Source organism: Streptomyces sp. Je 1-4 4N24, assembly GCF_026239515.1.
In the GTDB taxonomy this organism is placed as follows: Bacteria; Actinomycetota; Actinomycetes; order Streptomycetales; family Streptomycetaceae; genus Streptomyces; species Streptomyces nigrescens.
The window spans coordinates 5,509,194-5,529,930 of record NZ_CP110836.1 but is presented as its reverse complement, the minus strand read 5'-3'; the positions used below and the strand labels follow the sequence as shown (position 1 = coordinate 5,529,930).

Here is a 20,737-nt window from a genome sequence, read left to right as displayed (position 1 = left end):
CACCCTCGCGGCACTTCACCCCATCCACCCCACCAGGATGCGTCATTTGGTGCCAGAAGTCGGAATCCGGTCATCGTGGCGCAGCGCCTCGAACAACTCCCTCGCCCCGTTCTCGTCCCACGGCAGCACCGACCCGACGCCGCTGACCATCACCCCGGGCCGGTGCACCGGAACCGTCGTCGCCGTACCGCCGCCCCCGGCGATCTGCTTCATCGACCAGCCCATATCCAGCAGCCGCGCCACATCCGCGCCCTCGTCCACGAGCAGCGCCGCCAGCGAGGCGTCCCTCACCCGCGTCAGCCGGTCCGGATCGAGAAGCACCGACGGGGCGGCCATTTCGCCCGCCACCGCACCGAGCAACTGCCGCTGGCGCTTCACCCGTCCGAGGTCACCCTCCGGGTCGGCATACCGGGCCCGTACGAACGCCAGCGCCTCGGCGCCGTTCATCTGTTGGCAGCCGGCCGGGAAGTCCGCGCCCGACTTCTCGTCCTTCAACGGGGCGTCCAGACACAGCCGCACCCCGTCCAGCGCGTCCACGACCTGCACGAACCCCAGGAAGTTCACCTCGGCATAGCGGTCGATCCGCAGCCCGGTCGCCTGCTCCACCGTTCGGGTGAGCAGCTTCGGACCGCCGTCCGCATACGCCTCGTTGATCTTCCGGCTGCCATGGCCGGGTATCGGGACGTAGCTGTCGCGCGGCAGGCTGACCAGTGTGGGGCCGTGCTCACCGGAGTGCAGCACCATGATCGTGTCGGTGTTCTGCACCTCGTTGTTGCCGACATGCAGCTGCTCGCGCTGCTGCGGGGTCAGCGCGGTACGGCTGTCCGTGCCGACCAGCAGCCAGTTGGTGCCCTCGCCCGCGGCCGGCCGCCCGGCGTACTCGCCCAGCGCGTCGACATGCTGCAACTGCCGACCCGTCGACACATACAGCCAGGCCCCGCCCGCACACACCAGGGCGACCAGCACCAGCAGCGTCACCAGGGTCCAGGTGAACCACGCCCACGGGCGCCGGCGCGGCGGCCGGCCCGTCCTCCGCCCACGGTGCCACCACCGCGGGCGCGCCGCCCGGTACAGCGTCGTCGACGACGCCTGTGACAGCGGGGATATCGGACGGCCCATATACGCATGGTCAGGGCGCCCGACCCAACCCGCAGGTCGAGCGCCCTGACCATGCCCGGCAGCGGTGCCTGCCGCCGGCCCGTTGACGCGCCGCTAGCGAGGTGCGGTGCCAGGCGCCACGGGCCCACGCCGGCCCATCGGACAGGCCCTACAGCAGCCCGTCCCACATCTGTTCCAGCAGCACCGACCACCAGGTCTCCGGCGACCCCAGCGCGGGCGGATCCAGCGCGACCAGCTGTGCCTGGAAGTCGACGGTCCACCGGCCCGCCTGCTCGGGCGTCAGCCCGTACCGCAGCCGCCACATCCGCCCCAGCATCGCCAGACAGCGCGTGAACTCCGGCAGCCCCGAGTTCACGAACTGCGGCGTCGCCGGCTGACCACCCGGACCGGCCTCCATCGGCACCGCCACGATGTGCGCGGTCCCGTACTGCACACACAGCTGACGGCCGAAGTCATTGCCCATCACCAGATACGAACCGGCATCCGCGGCCGGCTGCACCATCCGCTCCGCCGCCAGCTCCGCCAGCGTCGGCACCGGCCGGTGCGGCTGCGCCTGCGCCCAGAAGAACGGCCCGAAGTCGACCGGCAGCCCGGCCCACACCAGCATCTGCGCCACCACATCGGGCACCCCCTGCCGGGAGACCGCCCGCTGGTCGAAACGGAACAGGGCCTGCGGGCCGAACGCCTGCTCCAGCTCCTGCCCGATCACCTGCGGGGGCACCGGCGGCACCGGCTGCACCTGCGACGGATGCGGCAACGGCACCCGCACCGGCGCCGGCCGCGCCGGACCGTCCGCGACCTGGTGCAACTCGCCCTGATGCTCGACGAGATGCCGTACGCCCTGCTGGCGCGAGGCATGGTCCCTGCCGTACGCGGCGGTGTGGCTGATCCGCACCTGCGGCCAGTTGTCCCGGATCATCCGGGCGCAGTAGCCACCCGGCAGATCACAGCACTCCAGCTCGGTGTGCAGCTCCAGCACCTGCTGCGGCGGCACGTTCATCTGGCGCAGCTCATGCAGCAGCTGCCACTCCGGATGCGGCGTACCGGGCGCCGAACGGCGCACGATCTTCTGCTCGGACCCGTCCGGCGCGCGATAACTCAGCACGGCCATATAGCCCGGCCCGACCGTCGGCTGGCCACTGGGCGCCTGCGGATAGCCGTACGCACCGCTGCCGCCGGGGCCCGGCGCACCGGGCGGCCCCTGCACAGGTCCGGGCGGCGCCGCGGGCGGGGGCGTGGGACCGGCCGACGGCGGCACACCGGGAGCACCCGGACCACCGGCCGCGCCGGGTCCACCGGCACCGCCGGGCAGCGCCGCGCCGCCCGCCAGCATCGTGGCGGCGGCATGCACCCCGCCGCCACCGGTACCGCCCGCGGCGGGCGGGGCGGGCGGGGCGGGCGGCGGGGGCGGACCGCCCTGGCCGCCGGAGCTCCGGCCGTCCGCGGGAACCCCGGGCTTACCGGGCGGACCGGGAGGCTTGGGCGCGCCCGGCACACCGGGCGGCGCGGGCGGCGGCGGGACCCCGGGGCCACCGGCGGCGCCGCCCGGCCCGCCCGCACCCCCGAGGCCGGCTGCCTGCACGGACGCACCGTCGGCGAGCATCGTCGCGGCGGCATGCACCCCGCCGGAGCCGGGACCGCCGGACGCCGGGGCACCCGCCCCGCCGGAACCGGAAGCCCCGGACCCGCCGGAACCGGCCGACGCCTCCGCGCCGCCCGGCCCGTCCACCGCGCTCAGATCCACCTCGGCCGCGTCCAGCTGCGAGACCAGCTGCGTCGGCACATAGCCACCGGCCGGCGCACCGGGCGCACCGGGGCCGGACGCCGCGGGCCCGCCGGGCGGGCGCACCCCGTCCTCGCCCGTACCGGCCTCCGCGGCCTGCGCCGGGTCCTGCTGCGCACCGTCCCGGCCCGCACCGGGCGGACCGGGCGGACCGGGCGGACCGGGCGGACCGGGCGGCGGGGGCGGGCCCGCGGCGGCGTTACCGGGCAGTGACGAGCCGTCGGCCAGCATCGTCGCCGCGGCATGCACCCCGCCGCCCGCGGGCGGCGCCCCCGGAGGCGGTACCCCAGGCCCGGCCGCGGCGGGCGAACCGGCTCCGGGCGTACCGGCACCCGGCGGGGGCGGCACATCGGTGACCGGCGGACCCGACGGCGGCGGCAGATCCGGCAGCCCCCCGGCGGCCGGCGGCGCGGACGGCATCGGCGGCGGCAGCGCACCGCCGCCGGGCCGGGCCCCGTCCGGGGCATCCAGCGCGGGCGCGACCTGCGTACGCGGCAACTGGCTGCCGCCCTGCAGCAGTTCGGTCTTGGCTTCCGGCCGGGCCCGCGGCGCCGACGGAGCGTCCTCCTCCTCGTCGAAACCGGCCAGCGGAGGCGCGAACACCGTCGCGGGCAGCCCCACCGAACGGTCCTCGCCGCCTCCGGCGGTCGTGTCCGCCTCGGCCCACGGCGTCGGCACACCGGAGGGACCCGCGCCCGCACCCGTCTCCGCGGCCTGCGCACCGCTCTGCGCGGGCCCGCCGTCCGTACCGTTGACGCTCACCTCGGCCCAGGCATCCGACGCCGACGACGCGGGCGCAGGGTCGGGAGCAGGCGCGGGAACGGACGGCGCGGCAGCCGCCGGCGCCTCCTCCGCGCCCCGCTGCTCCGCAACCCCCCTCGCGTCCGCCGCCTCCTGCAGCCACTCCGGCGGCGTCAGCAGGAACGAGGTGGCCTCCAGGTCGATCCGCTGCGGCGGCGCCTCGGCCACGCCGTACCCGCCGTCCGCGGCAGCGCCGTACTCCTCCTCGTAGCGCCGGATCACCTCACCCACCGGCAGCCCCGGCCACAGCGTCGTCTCTCCGCTGTCCCGCGCGATCACCAGCCGGGCCCGGCCGCCATCCGTCGCCGGACCCCCCTCCCGGTCCTCCGCCCAGGCCACGAAGCCCAGATCGAACTCCCGCACCCGCACCTCACGATGGAGCGCCGCCGGCACCTCGCCGTTCACCCACCGCTCCGCGCGCTCCTGCGCCTGCGCGAACGTCACCACCGCGCTCAACCCCCCACCGCGACCGCGTACGCGAAACCACCGTCGACCATCAGATCCGCCACCGTCTCCAGCTCCGGCGGATTGCCCGCCAGCCGCTGCAGGAAGTCATCGAAATCCGCGCCGCACGGCAACAACAGCCGCTCGACCCGCTCCTGCACCGTCCACCCGTCCTGGTCCCGCGCATCGTCGTACGGGCAGAACCACACCGAACCGAGCGCCTCACCGCGCACCTTCACCGCGACCACCCCGCCCTGCACGAACGCCACGCCCAGATAGTCCTTGGTGAAGTGGTCCCGCAGACACTTGTTCACATAGAGCAGATCGTTGACCGCCGCGTCATCGCGCACCGTGAAGAACGGCTGGTCGACCAGCAGCCCCAGCTCCGCGTCCAGCGCCGCCCCCACCGGCGCACAGCCGCCCGCCGCCTTCAGGAACGACCGGTACGCGCCGGGCAGCCGATAACCCAGCGCCTCCTCGGCCTGCGCCAACTGCTCCTCACCCACCGAAAGATCACGGTGCGGCAGTCCGAAGTGCGCCGGCCGCGTCTCCTGCAACGGCCGGGTACCGCGCTTGTCGTGCGCCACGGCGGCCGTCGCCAGCCCGCCGTGATGCCGCAACAGCGCCTTCACCTCCACCGGAACCAGCTCCATGCGCCGGGTACCGGCCACGTGATGCCAGGTCCAGCCGTGCGGAGTCGCCACGGCCGGCACATCTATCCACAGCTCGTGCCCCTGCGCATGCAGGGCCGCGTTCGCCGACACATAGTCCGTCAGCCGCAGTTCGTCGACGCCGAAACCCTCCGGCGGCTCGGCGATCTCCGCCGCCGCGCGCGCATACGGCGAGAACTCCGGGAAACCCCGTTCGTCCATCCGCACACCGGCGGGGTACCGTGCCGCACGGACCGGATCCGGAAAATGCACGACCTGCCCGGCATAGGCCGAATTCGGTGGCGCGGCATGTCCCGCCGCCCGGGGGCCGGGGAGTGCCCCCAGCCCTTGCCGACCTGTCGTCATCGCGCTTGCCCCCTGGCTGAAGCTGGCTTTGGAGCACAGCCTAAGCCGTACCGCCTCGCCGTCCCCCCTCCCCCGCCCCCGCTCGTCAGCCCCGCGACACACCGACGTCACCCACCGCCCCACCACCCCCGAGCCCCCCGCGCACCACCCCGCCCACCAGCCCCGTTGCCCCGCGACCGACGCCCCGTCAGCCCGCCGTGAGATCATCGACAGCCCGCCCGACTACCGCAACACCCAGCACATTTGGCAGGCTGACCTCCCCCACCTACGGCGGGGGGACCCCCAGCTACACGGGGATTCGGGGAGGGAAAGCACCACCATGAGCACCACTGCACGCCACCACAACGCAGCCGCAGGCGACCCCCGCATCGGCTGGAGCGGCCCCGCGGACGCCGATCGCGCCCCCGCCCTCCACCACCGCCGCGACGGCATCCTCCCCACCATCGGCGCCGCCCTGTCCGTACGCGGACAAACGCTCACCTGCACCGCCAGCAAGGCCGAACAGCCCCCCGCCCTGCACCCCCTCGTCCAGGACTTCCTCGACACCCTCGCCACCGCACAACGCGAGCGCTTCACCGGACGCTGCCCCGAAGCGGTCCTCCTCTCCCGGCACCTCACCGCCGTCGAGGGCAACCGCGGCAAACGCGCCTCCCGCAAACCCCTCACCAACGGCGAAGCCCGCCGCTCCCTCAAACACTCCAAGATCACCGCACGCCACATCCGCGAGGACGGCGACCCCCGGCACGGCAGCTACGCCCCGCCCTGCCGCTCCTGCGACGCCCTCCTCGCCCACTTCGGCGTCATGCCCATCAGCGGCACCGCGCCCACAGGAAGCTGACCGCCACCATGCCGCCCACCACCCCCGGCCCCCGCACCCCGGCCCACGACCGGACCGACTCGACCCGCTTCCCCGCCGCCGTCGACGTCGCCCTCCACGAAGCCGGCTGGCAGCCCGGCCGCTGGAACATAGAACAGGCGGAACACTGGGCCGACACCCTCCGCGCCCACACCTCCCCCGCCGGCCACCGCCACACCGTCTTCCCCGCCGCCGTCGAAGCCTGGGCCGAATTCGGCGGACTGCACATCACCGGCCCCGGCCCCGGCCGCCACATCGCCCCCGCCCCCTTCGCCATCGACCCCCTGCACGGCCTCCACCTCGCCCGCACCCTCGGCGACCTCGGCCGCGCCCTGGAAACCGACGTGGCCCCCCTCGGACGCGAAGAACTCACCACCCGCGACGGCGACACCTACAGCCAGGCGACCCTCGCCATCGACACCGAGGGCCGCGTCTACAGCCTCGATCACACCGGTGACTGGTATCTGGGGCCGGACATCGACAGTGCGTTGGGGGTGCTGGTGTTGGGGACGCGGCCCGTGCGGCTGGGGATGGCGGCCCACGTTGGCGACTGAGCCGCCGTGGTTCTTCCGTGGTTTTTTTCCCGCCTTCGGCGGGTGCGCGGGGGGTGTGTTTGGGCGGGGGCCGCTTGTTGTCGGTGGTGGGTGCCGGGTGCGGGCCTCCGGCACCTGTGTTGTGGACTGCTTCGCTTTACGTCCACAACACAGGCCCCTCCGGCCCGCCCCCTCCCGTCCGGATGGCGGCCCCCGTCCGGTGGGGATGAGGGTTTCCAAAGACCAGTAGCTCGGCCGCATCGTGGCGCGGCCGAGCTACTGGTCTTTTGTTTTCCTTCACCCCCACCGGGGTGGGGTCCCATCGAGTACGGGAGGGGGCGGGGCCGGAGGGGTGGGTGTTCGGACGTAAAGCGAAGCAGTCCGAACACCCACCCCGGAGGCCCCGAACCCGGCACCACCACAAACCGGGGCCCCACCCCAATCGCCACCCCCGCCGACAGGCGGGACACGCACGGCGGATCACCCGACAACGTGGGAATCCGGCAACACCGCCGATACACGGAAGCCGCCAGAATCCGTCGGGCCCGATACGAAGACGCCGCCCAGGGCCGTTACGCGCTCCCGCATGCCCACCAGGCCGTTGCCGCCGCTCGGCAGGCCCGCGTCGGCGGCGCCGCCCTCGCAGGGACCGTTCTCCACCTGGACCGCCAGCTCACCATCCCGGTGCGCCAGCCGCACCCGGGCCCGTGCCCCCGGCGCATGCTTGTGCACATTCGTGAGCGCCTCCTGCACCACGCGATAGACGGTCCGCTCCACCCGCGGCGCATAGTGCCGCCCATCAGAAGCAGCCGGCTCCCCCTCGGCCACCCCGTCCACCGTCAGCTCGACGACCATCCCGGCCGCCCGGGACTGACCCACCAGGGCCGCCAGCTCCGCCAGATGCGGCCCCTCGGCATCCGTATCCCCGGCGGCCGACGCCGACGCCCCGCCCGTCGGGCCGCCGTCCTCCGAGGGCTCCGCCGCAGCTCCGGCCACGGACGGCTCCGGGGACCGCGCCTGCACCGTCGCCCCCGCCCGGGAAGCCACCGCCGCCAGCCGCTCCGGCGCATCCGACACCGCGGCACCCCATACCGCCGCCCCGTCGGCCGTACGCAACACCCCCAGCATCTCCCGCAGCTCCGTCAGCGCCTGCCGCCCCATGTCGCCGACCAGACCCGCGTTCTTCGACGCCTTCTCCGGGTCCTTCAACGCCACCGCCTGCAGCGCCGCCGCATGCACCACCATCAGACTCACCCGGTGCGCGACCACATCGTGCATCTCCCGCGCGATCCTCGTCCGCTCCTCATTACGGGCCCACTCCGCCCGCTCCTCGGCCCGGTCCGCCAGCAACGACAGCTCGCGCTCCAGACCGTCCGCCCGCTCCCGCAAACTCTCGACGAGCCGCCGACGGGCCCCCACATACAGACCCCACAGCACCGGCGGCGCCGTCAGCACCAGCCCCAGTGCGAGCGACATCGCCGGGATCAGCCACATCGGCGGCTGGAAGTCCTCCTGCGCCGCCACGTCCTGCCGCAGGCTGAGGAACGTCGTCACCAACGTCCCCGTCACCGTCATCCCCGCCAGCAACGCCGTGATCCGGCGCGGCACCTCCGACGCGGCGAGCGTGTACAGCCCCACCGTGCTCAGCAGCCCGCCCATCTCCGCCGGGATCACCGCTATCGAGACCAGCACCACCACCACCGGCCAGCGCCGGCGCAACAACAGCACCGGCCCCGCCAGCAGGCCGAGCAGTATCCCGAGCAGCTCGGGCAGCTGCGCCCCCTCGGCGAATCGCGCCCCTTCCAACGCACACTCCACCGTGGAAGCCGCCGCCAGAAACACATCCAGCACGGCACTCCGGCGCCGGGCCCACCACCACGGCCCACTCACCGGCGCACCCCGCGCGCCCACACCTTCACTTGCCCCCGTCGCGGTCATACCGACCAGCCTACGGGCGCCCGCCCCCGATCCCCCGACCCATTACCGGCCCCGACCCAGGCCCATTACCAGCCCTTACCACCGGTTTTCACCCGAACTATTGAATCGCCCACATTTTCGACCCCGTCGCACACCTGCACGCGTCACCCTGTTCCCATGCCGAACCCCCATCGGGAACGCCCCGACTACGAGTCCTTACGCCCCCAGGCCGTCGCCCTGCGCCGGGCCGGCCTCAGCCGCCGCCAGATCCGCGACCGCCTCCACCTCCACAACAACGACATCCTCAACCGCCTCCTCGAAGGGGTCCCCGCCCCCGACTGGACCCGCCGCCCCAACGCCAAGGACGACCTCCGCGCACGGGCCCGCGAGCTGCGCAAACAGGGCCTCACCTACGACCGGATCCAGGTCGAACTGGGCTGCTCCAAGAGCTCGATCTCACTTTGGGTGCGGGATCTGCCCAAGCCGAAGCCGCGCCACACCCCGGCCGAACAGGCCCGGATCGCCCGCGAAAAGCGGTGGGAGCACGAGCTGGCGGTACGGGACAGGGAGCGCCGGGAAACGAAGAGCGCAGCAATCCAGGAGGTCGGTGACCTATCAGACCGGGAGCTCCTCTTCGCCGGAGCCGCTCTCTACTGGGCCGAGGGCTCCAAGGACAAGCCGTACAGACGGCGGGAACACGTCCAGTTCGTCAACAGCGACCCCGGCGTCATCGAGGTCTTCCTGGCCTGGCTGCGCCTGCTCGGCGTAGAGCCGGATCGGATTGCCTACCGGGTCATGATCCACATGACTGCCGACGTGGAGGCAGCCGAGCGCTACTGGGCCGAACTTGTCGGCGTGGACGTCGCCGCGCTCCAGAAGACCACGATCAAGAAGCACAACCCCAAGACCACGCGCAAAAACGTCGGGGAGGGCTACCGCGGCTGCCTGGTGGTCCGGGTGCTACAAAGTGCAGAGCTATACCGTCGCATCGAAGGCTGGTGGTACGGCATAGTGTTGGGTGCCAAGCGGCCAGACTGACGAGATGTCCGGTTTGGGCCGCTTTACTATCCCCTGTGGTGTAATTGGCAGCACTGAGGCTTTTGGTGCCTTATGTCCGGGTTCGAGTCCTGGCAGGGGAGCACACCCACAACAGGCGATTTTCCGGGTCCTGACCACCACGTCAGGACCCGCCCGCGTTTCGGCTGCAATACGCACCGGTATCCTTCGGATGACCACCACCCGAAGTAGCCAAGAAGCCGAAGGGCATCCCCGTGAGCGCCAACCGCCCGGCAGCCGTCGTCGTTCTCGCAGCGGGTGAGGGCACCCGCATGAAGTCGGCCACCCCAAAGGTCCTGCACACCCTCTGCGGCCGCTCCCTCGTCGGACATGTCGTCGCCGCCTCCCGTGAGCTGGACCCCGAGCATCTCGTCGTGGTCGTCGGCCACGCCCGCGAGCAGGTGCAGGCGCATCTCTCCGCGGTCGATCCCGCCGTGCGCACCGCGGTGCAGCACGAGCAGAACGGCACCGGTCATGCGGTCCGTACGGCTCTGGAGGAGCTGAGCCAGAGCGGTGTTGCCGTCGACGGCACGGTGATCGTCGTCTGTGGTGACACTCCGCTGCTGACCGGCGAGACGCTCCGGCTGCTGGGTGACACGCACGCCGCGGACGGCAATGCCGTCACGGTGCTGTCGGCCGAGGTCCCGGACGCGACGGGTTATGGGCGCATCGTGCGGGACGAGAGCTCGGGCGCGGTGACCGCGATCGTCGAGCACAAGGACGCGAGTGTGGCGCAGCGGGCGATCCGGGAGATCAATTCCGGGGTGTTCGCTTTTGACGGGCGGCTGCTGGTCGATGCGCTCGGCAAGGTGCGGACGGACAACAGTCAGGGCGAGGAGTACCTGACCGATGTGCTGGGGATCGTGCGGGAGGCCGGGCACCGGGTCGGTGCGGCGGTGGCCGGTGATCACCGGGAGATTCTGGGGATCAACAACCGGGTGCAGCTGGCGCAGGCGCGGCGGCTGCTGAACGACCGGTTGCTGGAGCGGGCGATGCTGGCCGGTGTGACGGTGGTGGATCCGGCGTCGACGTGGGTGGATGTGTCGGTGACGTTCGAGCCGGATGCGACGGTTCACCCGGGTACGGAGCTTCTGGGTGCGACGCATATCGCGACGGGTGCCGAGGTGGGTCCGCATTCGCGGTTGTCGGACACGTCGGTGGGTGCGGGCGCGGTGGCGTCGTTCACGGTGGCCGAGGGCGCGCGTATTGGCGAGGGGGCGAATGTCGGTCCGTACGCGTATCTGCGTCCGGGTACCGATCTTGGCCCGAAGTCGAAGGCCGGTACGTATGTGGAGATGAAGAACGCGTCGATCGGTGAGGGCACGAAGGTGCCGCATCTTTCGTATGTGGGGGATGCAACGATTGGTGAGTTCACCAATATCGGCGCGGCGAGTGTCTTTGTGAACTACGACGGTGAGGCGAAGCACCACACCACGGTCGGGTCGCATTGCAAGACGGGGTCGGACAACATGTTTGTGGCTCCTGTCACGGTCGGGGACGGTGCTTATACGGCGGCCGGCTCTGTTATCACCAAGGATGTGCCCCCGGGTTCGCTGGCGGTCGCGCGTGGCCAGCAGCGGAATATCGAGGGTTGGGTCGCGCGTAAGCGGCCTGGAAGCGCCGCCGCGCAGGCGGCTTCGGCTGCTCGCCAGGAGTCCGAGGGCGAGCGGTGATCGTGCAAGGGGTGCGCCGTGCGGGGCGTACCGTGATGAACGCACGCAAACTGTGATTCGAGGAGATTTGCTGTGACCGGGATCAAGACGACCGGCGAGAAGAAGCTGATGCTCTTCTCCGGCCGCGCCCACCCCGAGCTTGCCGAGGAGGTCGCGCACCAGCTGGGTGTGGGCCTGGTCCCGACGAAGGCATTCGACTTCGCCAATGGCGAGATCTATGTCCGCTATCAGGAGTCGGCGCGTGGCGCGGATTGCTTTTTGATTCAGAGCCACACGGCTCCGATCAATAAGTGGATCATGGAACAGCTGATCATGATTGATGCGCTGAAGCGGGCTTCCGCTCGGAGCATCACGGTGGTCGTGCCGTTCTACGGCTATGCGCGTCAGGACAAGAAGCACCGTGGCCGTGAGCCGATTTCGGCGCGGCTGATCGCGGATTTGATGAAGACGGCGGGTGCGGACCGTGTGGTGACGGTTGATCTGCACACCGACCAGATCATGGGCTTCTTCGACGGCCCGGTGGATCATCTTTTTGCGCTGCCGGTTCTTGCGGACTATGTGGGCGCGAAGGTGGACCGGGAGAAGCTGACGGTGGTTTCGCCGGACGCGGGCCGGGTGCGGGTGGCGGACCGTTGGTGTGACCGTCTGGGTGCGCCGCTGGCGATTGTGCACAAGCGGCGTGACAAGGACGTGGCGAACCAGGTCACGGTGCACGAGGTCGTCGGTGATGTGAAGGACCGGGTGTGTGTCCTGGTCGACGACATGATCGACACGGGTGGCACGATTTGTGCGGCGGCGGATGCGCTGTTCGCGAATGGTGCCTCGGATGTGATCGTGACGGCGACGCACGGTGTGCTGTCGGGTCCGGCGGCGGACCGGCTGAAGAATTCGAAGGTGAGCGAGTTCGTGTTCACGAATACGCTGCCGACGCCTTCGGAGCTGGAGCTGGACAAGATCACGGTGCTGTCGATGGCGCCGACGATTGCCCGTGCGCTCCGTGAGGTGTTCGAGGACGGTTCGGTGACGAGCCTCTTCGAGGAGCAGTGAGTGCAGGGCGTCGGGCGGGCCTGTGAGGTAGTCCGGGTCTGATCGACTTTGGGGCGGCCTCCCGGCCGGGTAGACTCATCGAGTTGCTCGGCGAGGGAGGCCGCCTTTTGGGTGGTTGTCCGTTATCGACGCGCTCTTCGTAGCAGGTCTGTCGTGGGCCGGGTGACGCCCACCGGATGTTTCTGAGATACGAGGAGTGCAGTCATGGCCGAGGTCAAGCTCACCGCCCAGGTTCGTACCGATTTCGGTAAGGGTGCCGCCCGTCGTGCCCGCCGCGCCGACCTGGTTCCCGCGGTGATTTACGGTCACGGTGCGGAGCCGCAGCACGTGGCGATCAACAACCACGCGCTGATGATGGCCCTGAAGACGCCGAACGCGCTGCTGCGTCTGGAGTTCGACGGCAAGAACGAGCTGGTCATCCCCAAGGCCGTGCAGCGTGAGGCGATCCGTGGCTTCCTGGTGCACGCGGACTTCCTGGCCGTGAAGAAGGGCGAGAAGGTCAACGTCGAGCTGCCGATCCACACCGAGGGCGAGCTGGCCCCGGGCGGCAACCTGCTCGAGTACGTGCTGAACACCCTGCCGGTCGAGGCCGAGGCCACCCACATCCCGGAGTCGGTCACCATCTCCATCGCGGGTCTGGACGCCGGTCACTCGGTGCAGGCGAAGGACATCGCGCTGCCGGCCGGTGTGTCGCTGGCCGTTGAGGACGACGCCGTGGTGCTGCAGATCGTCGCGGCGCAGGCGGAGGCGCCGGCCGAGGAGGCCGCCGAGGGTGAGGGCGCTGAGGGCGCCGAGGCCTGAGTCGTTTTTGCTGAGGCGGGTTCTCAGCGCTTTGTCCAGCCGCTGCCGCGCGCCTTTGGGCGTGGGGTGGCGGTTGGGCTGTTTCATGGGCAGTTGCGGTCGGGGCCGGCGGGTGTGGCCGGCGGATGTGGGAGTGGCTGAGATGGCGGACGCTGATCCGTGGCTGGTGGTGGGGCTGGGTAATCCGGGCCCGGAGTATGCGCGTAATCGCCACAATGTGGGTTTCATGGTGGCGGATTTGCTGGCGGAGCGGATGGGGGGCCGTTTCAAGGCGCACAAGGCGCGGGCGCAGGTGGTGGAGGGGCGTTGTGGTGCGCCGGGTCCGTCGAGTCGCCGTGTGGTGGTGGCGAAGCCGTTGTCGTTCATGAATCTGTCGGGTGGGCCGACGACGGCGTTGCGGGATTTCTACAAGGTGCCGGTGGGCAACATCGTGGCGATTCACGATGAGCTGGATATTGATTACGGTGCGCTGCGGCTGAAGCTGGGCGGCGGTGACAACGGTCACAACGGTTTGAAGTCGATCACGAAGTCGTTGGGGGCGGAGTATCACCGGGTGCGGTTCGGGATCGGGCGTCCGCCGGGCCGTATGCAGGTGGCGGATTTTGTGCTGAAGGATTTTTCGGCGGCGGAGCGGCGCGAGCTGGATTATTTCGTGGACCGTGCGGCGGATGCGGTGGAGACGCTGATCGTCGATGGTCTGGAACGGGCGCAGACCACGTACAACTCGTGAATGGGACAGCGGGGGTCAGTCTCTGACGAACCGTTGTCCGAGGTTGACGGGTGTGGGTGGATGGCCAAGGATCGCCGCCATGCCCAGAAGCAGTACGCGTACCCGTCCGGTCAGACGTAGTCGTATCCGGCGGGCCGGTGAGAGCGCCTATGGGGCGCTCCTTGTCGCCAGGACCGGGTTGATGGGTCTGCTGGCGTTGCTCCTGCTGGTGGCGGGGGTGTGGACGTCGTGGCACACGGCGCAGTACGCGATGCTCACCAAGGGGCGGGAGCGCGGAATGATGACGGTGTCGGCGTGTGCGGGTGAGCGGTGCACGGGCCCGTACGTTCCGTCGGCGGGTGCCGGCCGGCGGCTGGCGAAGGTGTCGATCGCGGAGGCGGCGGCGCCGGACAAGGGTGCGCGGGTCGAGGTGACGGTCAAGCCGGGGACGACGCAGGTGGTGCGGACCGGGGCGGCCGGGATTCTGCATGCGTGGGTGCCGTTCGCGGGATCGTTGTTGCTGGCGGCGCTGGTGGTGGCCGGGGGGATGCGGCTGCGGCGTACGGCGTGGGTGATGGGGTTGTTGGGGGCGGTGTTGTTGGGCGCGGCGTTCACGGCGCTGTAGAGCTGACGACGGCGGCGGCCCGTCCTCCTTGGTGGGAGGGCGGGCCGCCGCCGTTGTGTGGTGCCGGGGTGGGTCAGCCGGTGTTGCGCAGTCCGGCGGCGACGCCGTTGACGGTGAGCAGCAGCGCTCGGGCGAGGACCGGGTCGGGCTCCTCGCCGCGTTCGGCGGCGCTGCGCTGGCGGTCCAGCAGCGAGACCTGGAGGTAGGAGATCGGGTCCAGGTAGGCGTCGCGGATGTGGAAGGTCTGCTTGAGGACGTCGTTGGAGTCGAGGAGTTCCTTCTCCCCGGTGACGCGCAGGACCTCGGCGACGGTGAGTTCGTGCTCGGCCTTGATGACGTCGAAGACGTGCTTGAGCTTGTCGGGGACGAGGGTGTCGACGTAGTGCTGGGCGATCCGCAGGTCGGTCTTGGCCAGCGTCATGGTGACGTTGGACAGGAAGTTGCGGAAGAAGTGCCAGTACTCGTGCATTTCGTCCAGGACGCTGTCGAGTCCGGCCTCGCGGGCGGCCTTGAGGCCGGTGCCGACGCCGAACCAGCCGGGGACGATCTGGCGGGACTGGGTCCAGCCGAAGACCCACGGGATGGCGCGCAGCCCGTCGAGTCCTGCGCCGGAGTCGGGGCGGCGGGAGGGGCGCGAGCCGAGGTGGAGCTCGGCGAGCTGGTCGACGGGGGTGGAGGCGAAGAAGTACGCGGGCAGGTCCGGGTCTTCGACGAGGCGGCGGTAGGCGCCGTGGGCGGCGTCGGAGACGGTTTCCATGGCGGCGTCCCAGCGGGCCAGGGCCTCGTCGGACTGCCGGGGGGCGGTGTGCAGGGCGGAGGCCTGGAGGGTGGCGGCGACCGTCAGTTCCAGGTTCTCCCGCGCCAGCGACGGGACGAGGTACTTGTCGGAGATGACCTCGCCCTGTTCGGTGACCTTGATCTCGCCTTCGAGGGTCCCGTAGGGCTGGGCGAGGATCGCGTCGTGGGAGGGGCCGCCGCCGCGGCCGACGGTACCGCCGCGGCCGTGGAAGAGGCGCAGCCGTACGCCGTGCCGGTGGGCGACGTCGCGCAGCAGGCGCTGGGCGCGGTGGATCTCCCACTGGGAGGTGGTGATGCCGCCGAACTTGGAGGAGTCGGAGTAGCCGAGCATGACCTCCTGGACGTCGCCGCGCAGGGCGACCAGGCGCCGGTAGGAGGGGTCGGCGAGCATCTCGTCGAGCAGCTGGTCGGCGATCTTCAGCTCGTCGGTGGTCTCCAGGAGCGGGACGATGCCGATCTTGGCCCAGCCGGCGTGCAGGTCGATCAGGCCGGCTTCGCGGGCGAGGACGGTGGCGGCGAAGACGTCGTCGGAGCCCTGGCACATCGAGATGATGTAGGACTCGACGACCTCGGGCCCGAAGGTGTCCTTGGCCTTGAGGATGGTGCGGAAGACACCGAGCGTCTTGGCGCCGGCCTCGTCGAGCGGTGCCGGGGTGGGGGCCAGCGGGCGGCGGGAGCGCAGTTCCTTGGCGAGGAGCTTGCGGCGGTAGTCGCGCGGCATGTCCACGTAGCGCCAGGATTCTTCGCCGAGGCGGTCGAAGAGCTGGCCGAGGGCGTGGTGGTGCGCGTCGGCGTGCTCGCGGACGTCCATGGTGGCGAGCTGCAGGCCGAAGGCGGCGATGGTGCGCAGGGTGCGCTCCAGGCGGCCGTCGGCGACCAGTCCGCCGCGGTGTTCGCGCAGCGAGGTCTGGATCAGGGCGAGGTCGTCGAGGAGCTCCACGGTGCCGAGGTAGTCACGGCCGGGGACGTGGGGGGTGTCGCCGGCGAGGCGTTCGCGGGTGTTGACGAGCTTCTGCCGGACGCAGGTCGCCTTGAGGCGGTAGGGCTCCTCGCTGTTCAGCCGCTTGTAGCGGGGGCTGATCTCGGGGAGGAGGTCGAGGTCGCGCTGGAGGGAGGCCAGCAGCTCGTCGGTGGCGCCGCAGTTGCGGATGGAGTTGGACAGTGCGCCGCGCAGCTCGTCGACGTGCTCCAGGGCGTCGGTGATGCCGTGCTCGTGCTGGAGGAGCAGGACGTCCCAGGTGACCTGGGGGGTGACGTTGGGGTTGCCGTCGCGGTCGCCGCCGATCCAGGTGCCGAAGGTGAGCGGGCGGGTGCCGGCGGGCAGTTCGGTGCCGGCCCGTTCCAGCTCGGCGGCGAGGTCTTCGAGGACGTCGCCGACGGCGCCGCGGCCCAGCTCGTCGAGGTAGTAGATGGCGTTGCGGGCCTCGTCGGTGGGCTCCGGGCGGGCGACGCGCAGCTCGTCCGTCTGCCAGATGAGGTCGATGTTCTCGGCCAGGCGCAGGTCGGCGCGGCGGCGCTCGCCGTCGGGGCTGTCGAGCAGCTCGGCGACCTTGCGGAGCTTGGTGAGGACGGAGCGCCGGGCGGCCTCGGTGGGGTGCGCGGTGAAGACGGGGCGTACGCCGAGGTTGCGGGCGGTCTCGCGGAGGTGCTCGGGGTCGGCGTCCTTGAGCATGTCGGCGGTGCGGGCGAGGATGCTGCCCTCGGCGGCGCGCCTGGCGCCCAGCTCCCGGCCGCGGTGCACCTGCTCGGTGACGTTCGCGAGGTGGAAGTAGGTGGAGAAGGCGCGCACCAGCTTGGCGGCGGTGGCCAGGTCGGTGTCGCCCAGGAGCCGGGCCGCGGCTTCGCCGTCGGAGCGGGTCAGGGCGCGTACCCGCTCGACCAGGTCGAGCAGTTCCTGCCCCTCTTGTCGGACGAGGGTCTCGCCGAGGAGATCACCGAGGCGGCGGATGTCGGCACGCAGGGCGACGTTGTCGCTCGGGCCGGCTTCGGGGCCTTCGATGGACACGATCTCGGCCGGAGTGTTGTCGGCACTGCTCACAGGTGCGGCTCCTTGCAGCGATCAGGGACGTCGCACCGCGACCCGTGGGAGGGGTCGGAACGGGCGACGGGGTGGGCAGGTCTGATGCGGGCGGGTTGCGGACCGCGCTGTCCGACGTCCCCAGGATAGGTCTGCCCAGCATCTGCAGATCACACCGTCCGCTGGGTGGGCACTGCGTCACAGGTGAGGGGGTGTGGCGCCTGTCACGGCCTTGCCCGTGGCGGCGGCACTGCCATACTTACGAGACCGTAGGTTACGGTCCCGTAGCCGTAGCCGTGCCCCCGAGCCCCCGACGAGGGACACCATGACCGCTGGTCCTGAAGCCGTAGAAGATCCACCGATTCCTGCCGATTCCGCCGCCGGTCCGTCCGCCGGTACGCCGTCCGCGACGCTGGGCGGCGAGCAGCGCAGGTCGCTCGAACAGATCACGCTCCTGCTGTTCATCACCGTCCCGTTCGTGGCCCTGGTGGCCGCGGTGCCACTGGCCTGGGGCTGGGGGGTGAGCTGGCTCGATCTGGGGCTGATGGTGGCGATGTACTACATCGGCTGCCACGGCATCACGATCGGCTTCCACCGCTACTTCACGCATGGCGCGTTCAAGGCGAAGCGACCACTGCGGATCGCGCTCGCGATCATGGGCTCGCTGGCCGTGGAGGGGCCGCTGGTGCGCTGGGTGGCCGACCACCGCAAGCACCACAAGTTCTCCGACGCCGAGGGCGACCCGCACTCACCGTGGCGCTTCGGCGAGACGGTGCCCGCCCTGATGAAGGGGCTGTGGTGGGCGCACATCGGCTGGATGTTCGACGAGGAGCAGACGCCGCAGCAGAAGTACGCACCGGACCTGATCAAGGACAGTGCGATCCGTACGATCTCCCGCCAGTTCGTGCTGTGGACGACGGTGTCGCTGCTGATCCCGCCGCTGGTGGGCGGCCTGGTGACCTGGTCCTGGCAGGGTGCGCTGAGCGCGTTCTTCTGGGGTTCCCTGGTCCGCGTCGCGCTGCTGCATCACGTGACGTGGTCGATCAACTCCATCTGCCACGCTGTCGGCAAGCGCCCCTTCAAGTCCCGGGACCGTTCGGGGAACGTCTGGTGGCTGGCCGTCCTCTCGTGCGGTGAGTCCTGGCACAACCTGCACCACGCGGACCCGACCTGTGCCCGGCACGGGGTGATGAAGGGGCAGCTGGACTCCAGCGCCCGCTTGATCCGCTGGTTCGAGAAGGCGGGCTGGGCGTATGACGTCCGGTGGCCGGATGCGTCCCGTCTCGATGCCCGACGCGCGGAGAAGGCCGCCGGGGGTGCCTCCCGGCGGTAGCCGGGAAGGCATGATTGACGGGTGGCGATCGACGACAGCAGTACCAGCGGCAGCAAAAGCAAGTCTTCCTCCGCGGGGACGCGGCGGGCCCGCAGGGTCCGGATGACCGGTGCGGAGCGCCGGGAGCAGCTGCTGGACATCGGTCGCACGCTCTTTGCCGAGCGGGGCTACGAGGGCACGTCGGTGGAGGAGATCGCGGCGAAGGCCGGGGTGTCCAAGCCGGTGGTCTACGAGCACTTCGGCGGCAAGGAGGGCCTGTACGCGGTGGTCGTGGACCGCGAGATGCGGCAGCTCCTGGACATGGTGACGGGCGCACTGACCGCCGGCCATCCCCGCGAACTCCTCGAACAGGCGGCTTTCGCGCTGCTCGACTACATCGAGACCTTCACCGACGGCTTCCGCATCCTGGTCCGCGATTCCCCCGTGGCCCAGTCGACGGGCACCTTCGCCTCTCTCATCAGCGATATCGCCACCCAGGTCGAGGACATCCTGGGCCTGGAATTCAAGGCCCGCGGCTTCGACCCGAAACTCGCCCCGCTCTACGCACAGGCCCTGGTCGGCATGGTCGCCCTGACCGGCCAGTGGTGGGTCGACACCCGCAAGCCGAAAAAGGCCGAGGTCGCGGCCCATCTGGTCAATCTCGCCTGGCACGGCTTGGGCAACTTGGAGGCAAAGCCTCGGTTGATAGGGCATCGGAAGAATTGAGGGGCGGGAGGGCCGGGGCTGAGGGCGGCGCTCTCGGGTTCGGCGGACCGACGGTTCGATTGCCGGGTATCTGCCATGGCATCTCCATGGCGACACCTCGCGGTGATGACTCCACGGTGATGCCTCAAATGGCGACCCACCCGATGATCACCGTCTGGCACACTGGTCGGCCGTCGTCATCACCGCGTCTCACCAGGGGCCACGAGACGGTCATCCGGGTACGCGAGGGTGGGACCTTTGCGGGACGAGGCGAGCCGGAACAGGAGCAACAAGCCGAATGACCGAGATAAAGTTCTGCCTTTCACGGGAAGAGTATGCGCAGCACTTCGCCGCGCTGCCCGAGCATGAGGCATGGGGAGCTCTTCAAACGGGAAACGGGAGGTTCGCCGCCGAATCGCCTCTGGCCCGGGTTCATCGCCGCGGCGGAAGCGACGTCCGGGAGCCGGCCTTCGCCCTCACATCGACGGCAGAGCCCGCGCAGACCCTGTGCACCGTCGCCCCCCAGGCCGGCGCGGCCGACCCACAGACCGCCTATGCGGTGCATGACGGATCCGGCCGCTTCATCGGCCGGATCATCCACGAGCGTTCCCCACTGAGAATTCGCCAGGCGTGGCGCATCGAGGACGCGGCCAAACAGTGCAGCGCGGTCGCCTATAAGGGGAATATCCGCGGCTGGATCGGATATTGGGCGATCTCACCGTTCTGGGCCGTCATGGCGCTGATCCACCTCCTCAACGGTGACCTGCATCCGAGCGGTTCACTGTGGAGCAAGCCCCACCGCGCCCGCTGGCGCATGCGGGCCGGCGGCGGACCGAGGAAGGCCGCCCTCGACTTCAACACCGGCCGCTACCGCGCAGACACCGGACTGCTGGATGTACACCTCATCTATGCGCAGGCCGCGCTTTACGGCGTGTAGCAGCGAGCCGGGCGCCGCTCTCCTATCCCCGGAGCGCCGCCAGGCAGATATCCTGCGAATGATCGAGCGTTTGGCGACATTTCCGACACGCCGCACACCCACTTTCCCCTTTCTTTAATGTGTCTTTACCGCACCCCAGGGCTTTGCCTTACTCCTCTTTTACCTCCGCGTTTTCACCGCGCCAGGTGATCACGATACGGTGAGCGGATGCGCCGATTCGGGATCGCCGCATCCAGGAAATCGCCGAGCGACGGGGGAATCACGCCATGGCGGCAGACTTCAAAATCGACGTCGAGCGTGTTCAGGGGATGCTCAATAAACTCGCGAATGCCGATGACCGCATGCGGGACGCGCAGCACCGCCTGAACAAGGTGGGCCCGAAGGCCCTGGGCACCGATGGCCTCGATGATGCCTGTGATGAATTCCAGGGTCAGTGGGGCGACGGTATCAAGCGCATCGCGGATGCGGCGAAGGATATTCACGAGAAGCTCAAGATGACGCTGGATGCCTATAAAGCGGGCGAAGAGGAAAACGCCAAGATGCTCGGCAAGAAGTAACCACCGCCTCGGCCCGAGAAGCGACTGACAA

17 protein-coding genes and 1 tRNA gene are annotated in these 20,737 nt (G+C 70.3%); 13 read left to right on the top strand and 5 right to left on the bottom strand.

The genetic code is table 11. The annotated features are described in order from the left end of the window. Window positions 1–42 precede the first annotated feature (42 nt). The 3 genes from SLV14N_RS24325 to SLV14N_RS24315 form a co-directional block, all read right to left on the bottom strand. A complete protein-coding gene (locus SLV14N_RS24325) occupies window positions 43–978 on the bottom strand; it encodes an LCP family protein (RefSeq protein ID WP_208688066.1) in 936 nt (311 codons plus the stop codon). A gap of 289 nt (window positions 979–1,267) precedes the next feature. After that, window positions 1,268–4,150 carry an SUKH-4 family immunity protein gene (locus tag SLV14N_RS24320; protein ID WP_263273250.1) on the bottom strand — a complete coding sequence of 961 codons (2,883 nt, stop codon included), beginning with the start codon at window positions 4,148–4,150 and terminating at the stop codon, window positions 1,268–1,270. 5 nt (window positions 4,151–4,155) lie between these two features. After that, window positions 4,156–5,163: an SMI1/KNR4 family protein gene (locus SLV14N_RS24315; RefSeq protein ID WP_208683567.1), complete on the bottom strand. Its 1,008-nt coding sequence runs from the start codon at window positions 5,161–5,163 to the stop codon at window positions 4,156–4,158. A 319-nt stretch (window positions 5,164–5,482) separates the two neighbouring features. Here SLV14N_RS24315 and SLV14N_RS24310 point away from each other — a divergent pair, with 319 nt between their 5' ends. Further along, a complete protein-coding gene (locus tag SLV14N_RS24310; RefSeq protein ID WP_208683565.1) occupies window positions 5,483–6,001 on the top strand; it encodes a YwqJ-related putative deaminase in 519 nt (172 codons plus the stop codon). 8 nt (window positions 6,002–6,009) lie between these two features. Continuing rightward, entirely contained in the window at window positions 6,010–6,573 is a 564-nt protein-coding gene (locus SLV14N_RS24305) for an SUKH-3 domain-containing protein (protein WP_208683563.1), read from the top strand. A gap of 459 nt (window positions 6,574–7,032) precedes the next feature. Here SLV14N_RS24305 and SLV14N_RS24300 read toward each other — a convergent pair whose 3' ends face one another. Then, window positions 7,033–8,490 (bottom strand): sensor histidine kinase, encoded by a 1,458-nt coding sequence (locus SLV14N_RS24300; RefSeq protein WP_263271055.1) that lies wholly within the window; start codon window positions 8,488–8,490, stop codon window positions 7,033–7,035. 156 nt (window positions 8,491–8,646) lie between these two features. On the opposite strand from SLV14N_RS24300, the gene SLV14N_RS24295 reads away from it, so the two are divergent. The 7 genes from SLV14N_RS24295 to SLV14N_RS24265 all read left to right on the top strand — a co-directional run bounded on the left by SLV14N_RS24295 (window position 8,647) and on the right by SLV14N_RS24265 (window position 14,380). Then, on the top strand, window positions 8,647–9,507 hold the full coding sequence (locus SLV14N_RS24295; RefSeq protein ID WP_263271053.1) for a hypothetical protein: 861 nt from the start codon (window positions 8,647–8,649) through the stop codon (window positions 9,505–9,507). Between the two features lie 29 nt (window positions 9,508–9,536). Continuing rightward, window positions 9,537–9,608: transfer RNA gene (locus SLV14N_RS24290), tRNA-Gln, on the top strand. A gap of 132 nt (window positions 9,609–9,740) precedes the next feature. Beyond that, window positions 9,741–11,198, top strand: coding sequence for a bifunctional UDP-N-acetylglucosamine diphosphorylase/glucosamine-1-phosphate N-acetyltransferase GlmU (gene glmU, locus SLV14N_RS24285; protein ID WP_078518695.1), 1,458 nt, complete (start codon window positions 9,741–9,743; stop codon window positions 11,196–11,198). Window positions 11,199–11,270: 72 nt separating this feature from the next. Further along, window positions 11,271–12,245: a ribose-phosphate diphosphokinase gene (locus SLV14N_RS24280; protein ID WP_018091057.1), complete on the top strand. Its 975-nt coding sequence runs from the start codon at window positions 11,271–11,273 to the stop codon at window positions 12,243–12,245. Window positions 12,246–12,449: 204 nt separating this feature from the next. Further along, the gene (locus tag SLV14N_RS24275) at window positions 12,450–13,046 is read left to right on the top strand and encodes a 50S ribosomal protein L25/general stress protein Ctc (RefSeq protein WP_208683558.1); all 597 of its coding nucleotides are present in this window, start codon (window positions 12,450–12,452) and stop codon (window positions 13,044–13,046) included. 142 nt (window positions 13,047–13,188) lie between these two features. Beyond that, window positions 13,189–13,776, top strand: coding sequence for an aminoacyl-tRNA hydrolase (pth, locus tag SLV14N_RS24270; protein ID WP_026169877.1), 588 nt, complete (start codon window positions 13,189–13,191; stop codon window positions 13,774–13,776). 79 nt (window positions 13,777–13,855) lie between these two features. After that, complete coding sequence (locus SLV14N_RS24265; RefSeq protein WP_208683557.1) at window positions 13,856–14,380, top strand: hypothetical protein; 525 nt, start codon at window positions 13,856–13,858, stop codon at window positions 14,378–14,380. 73 nt (window positions 14,381–14,453) lie between these two features. On the opposite strand, the gene ppc is transcribed toward SLV14N_RS24265, so the two are convergent. After that, window positions 14,454–17,177, bottom strand: coding sequence for a phosphoenolpyruvate carboxylase (ppc, locus tag SLV14N_RS24260; RefSeq protein ID WP_208688065.1), 2,724 nt, complete (start codon window positions 17,175–17,177; stop codon window positions 14,454–14,456). A gap of 343 nt (window positions 17,178–17,520) precedes the next feature. On the opposite strand from ppc, the gene SLV14N_RS24255 reads away from it, so the two are divergent. The 4 genes from SLV14N_RS24255 (at window position 17,521) to SLV14N_RS24240 (ending at window position 20,706) form a co-directional block, all read left to right on the top strand. Continuing rightward, window positions 17,521–18,528, top strand: a complete 1,008-nt coding sequence (locus tag SLV14N_RS24255) for a fatty acid desaturase (protein WP_208683556.1) — start codon at window positions 17,521–17,523, stop codon at window positions 18,526–18,528. Between the two features lie 21 nt (window positions 18,529–18,549). Then, window positions 18,550–19,233, top strand: a complete 684-nt coding sequence (locus SLV14N_RS24250) for a TetR/AcrR family transcriptional regulator (RefSeq protein WP_018091063.1) — start codon at window positions 18,550–18,552, stop codon at window positions 19,231–19,233. Window positions 19,234–19,510: 277 nt separating this feature from the next. Continuing rightward, window positions 19,511–20,149 carry a hypothetical protein gene (locus SLV14N_RS24245; RefSeq protein ID WP_208683555.1) on the top strand — a complete coding sequence of 213 codons (639 nt, stop codon included), beginning with the start codon at window positions 19,511–19,513 and terminating at the stop codon, window positions 20,147–20,149. A 266-nt stretch (window positions 20,150–20,415) separates the two neighbouring features. Further along, window positions 20,416–20,706, top strand: a complete 291-nt coding sequence (locus SLV14N_RS24240) for a WXG100 family type VII secretion target (protein WP_208683554.1) — start codon at window positions 20,416–20,418, stop codon at window positions 20,704–20,706. Window positions 20,707–20,737 lie beyond the last annotated feature (31 nt).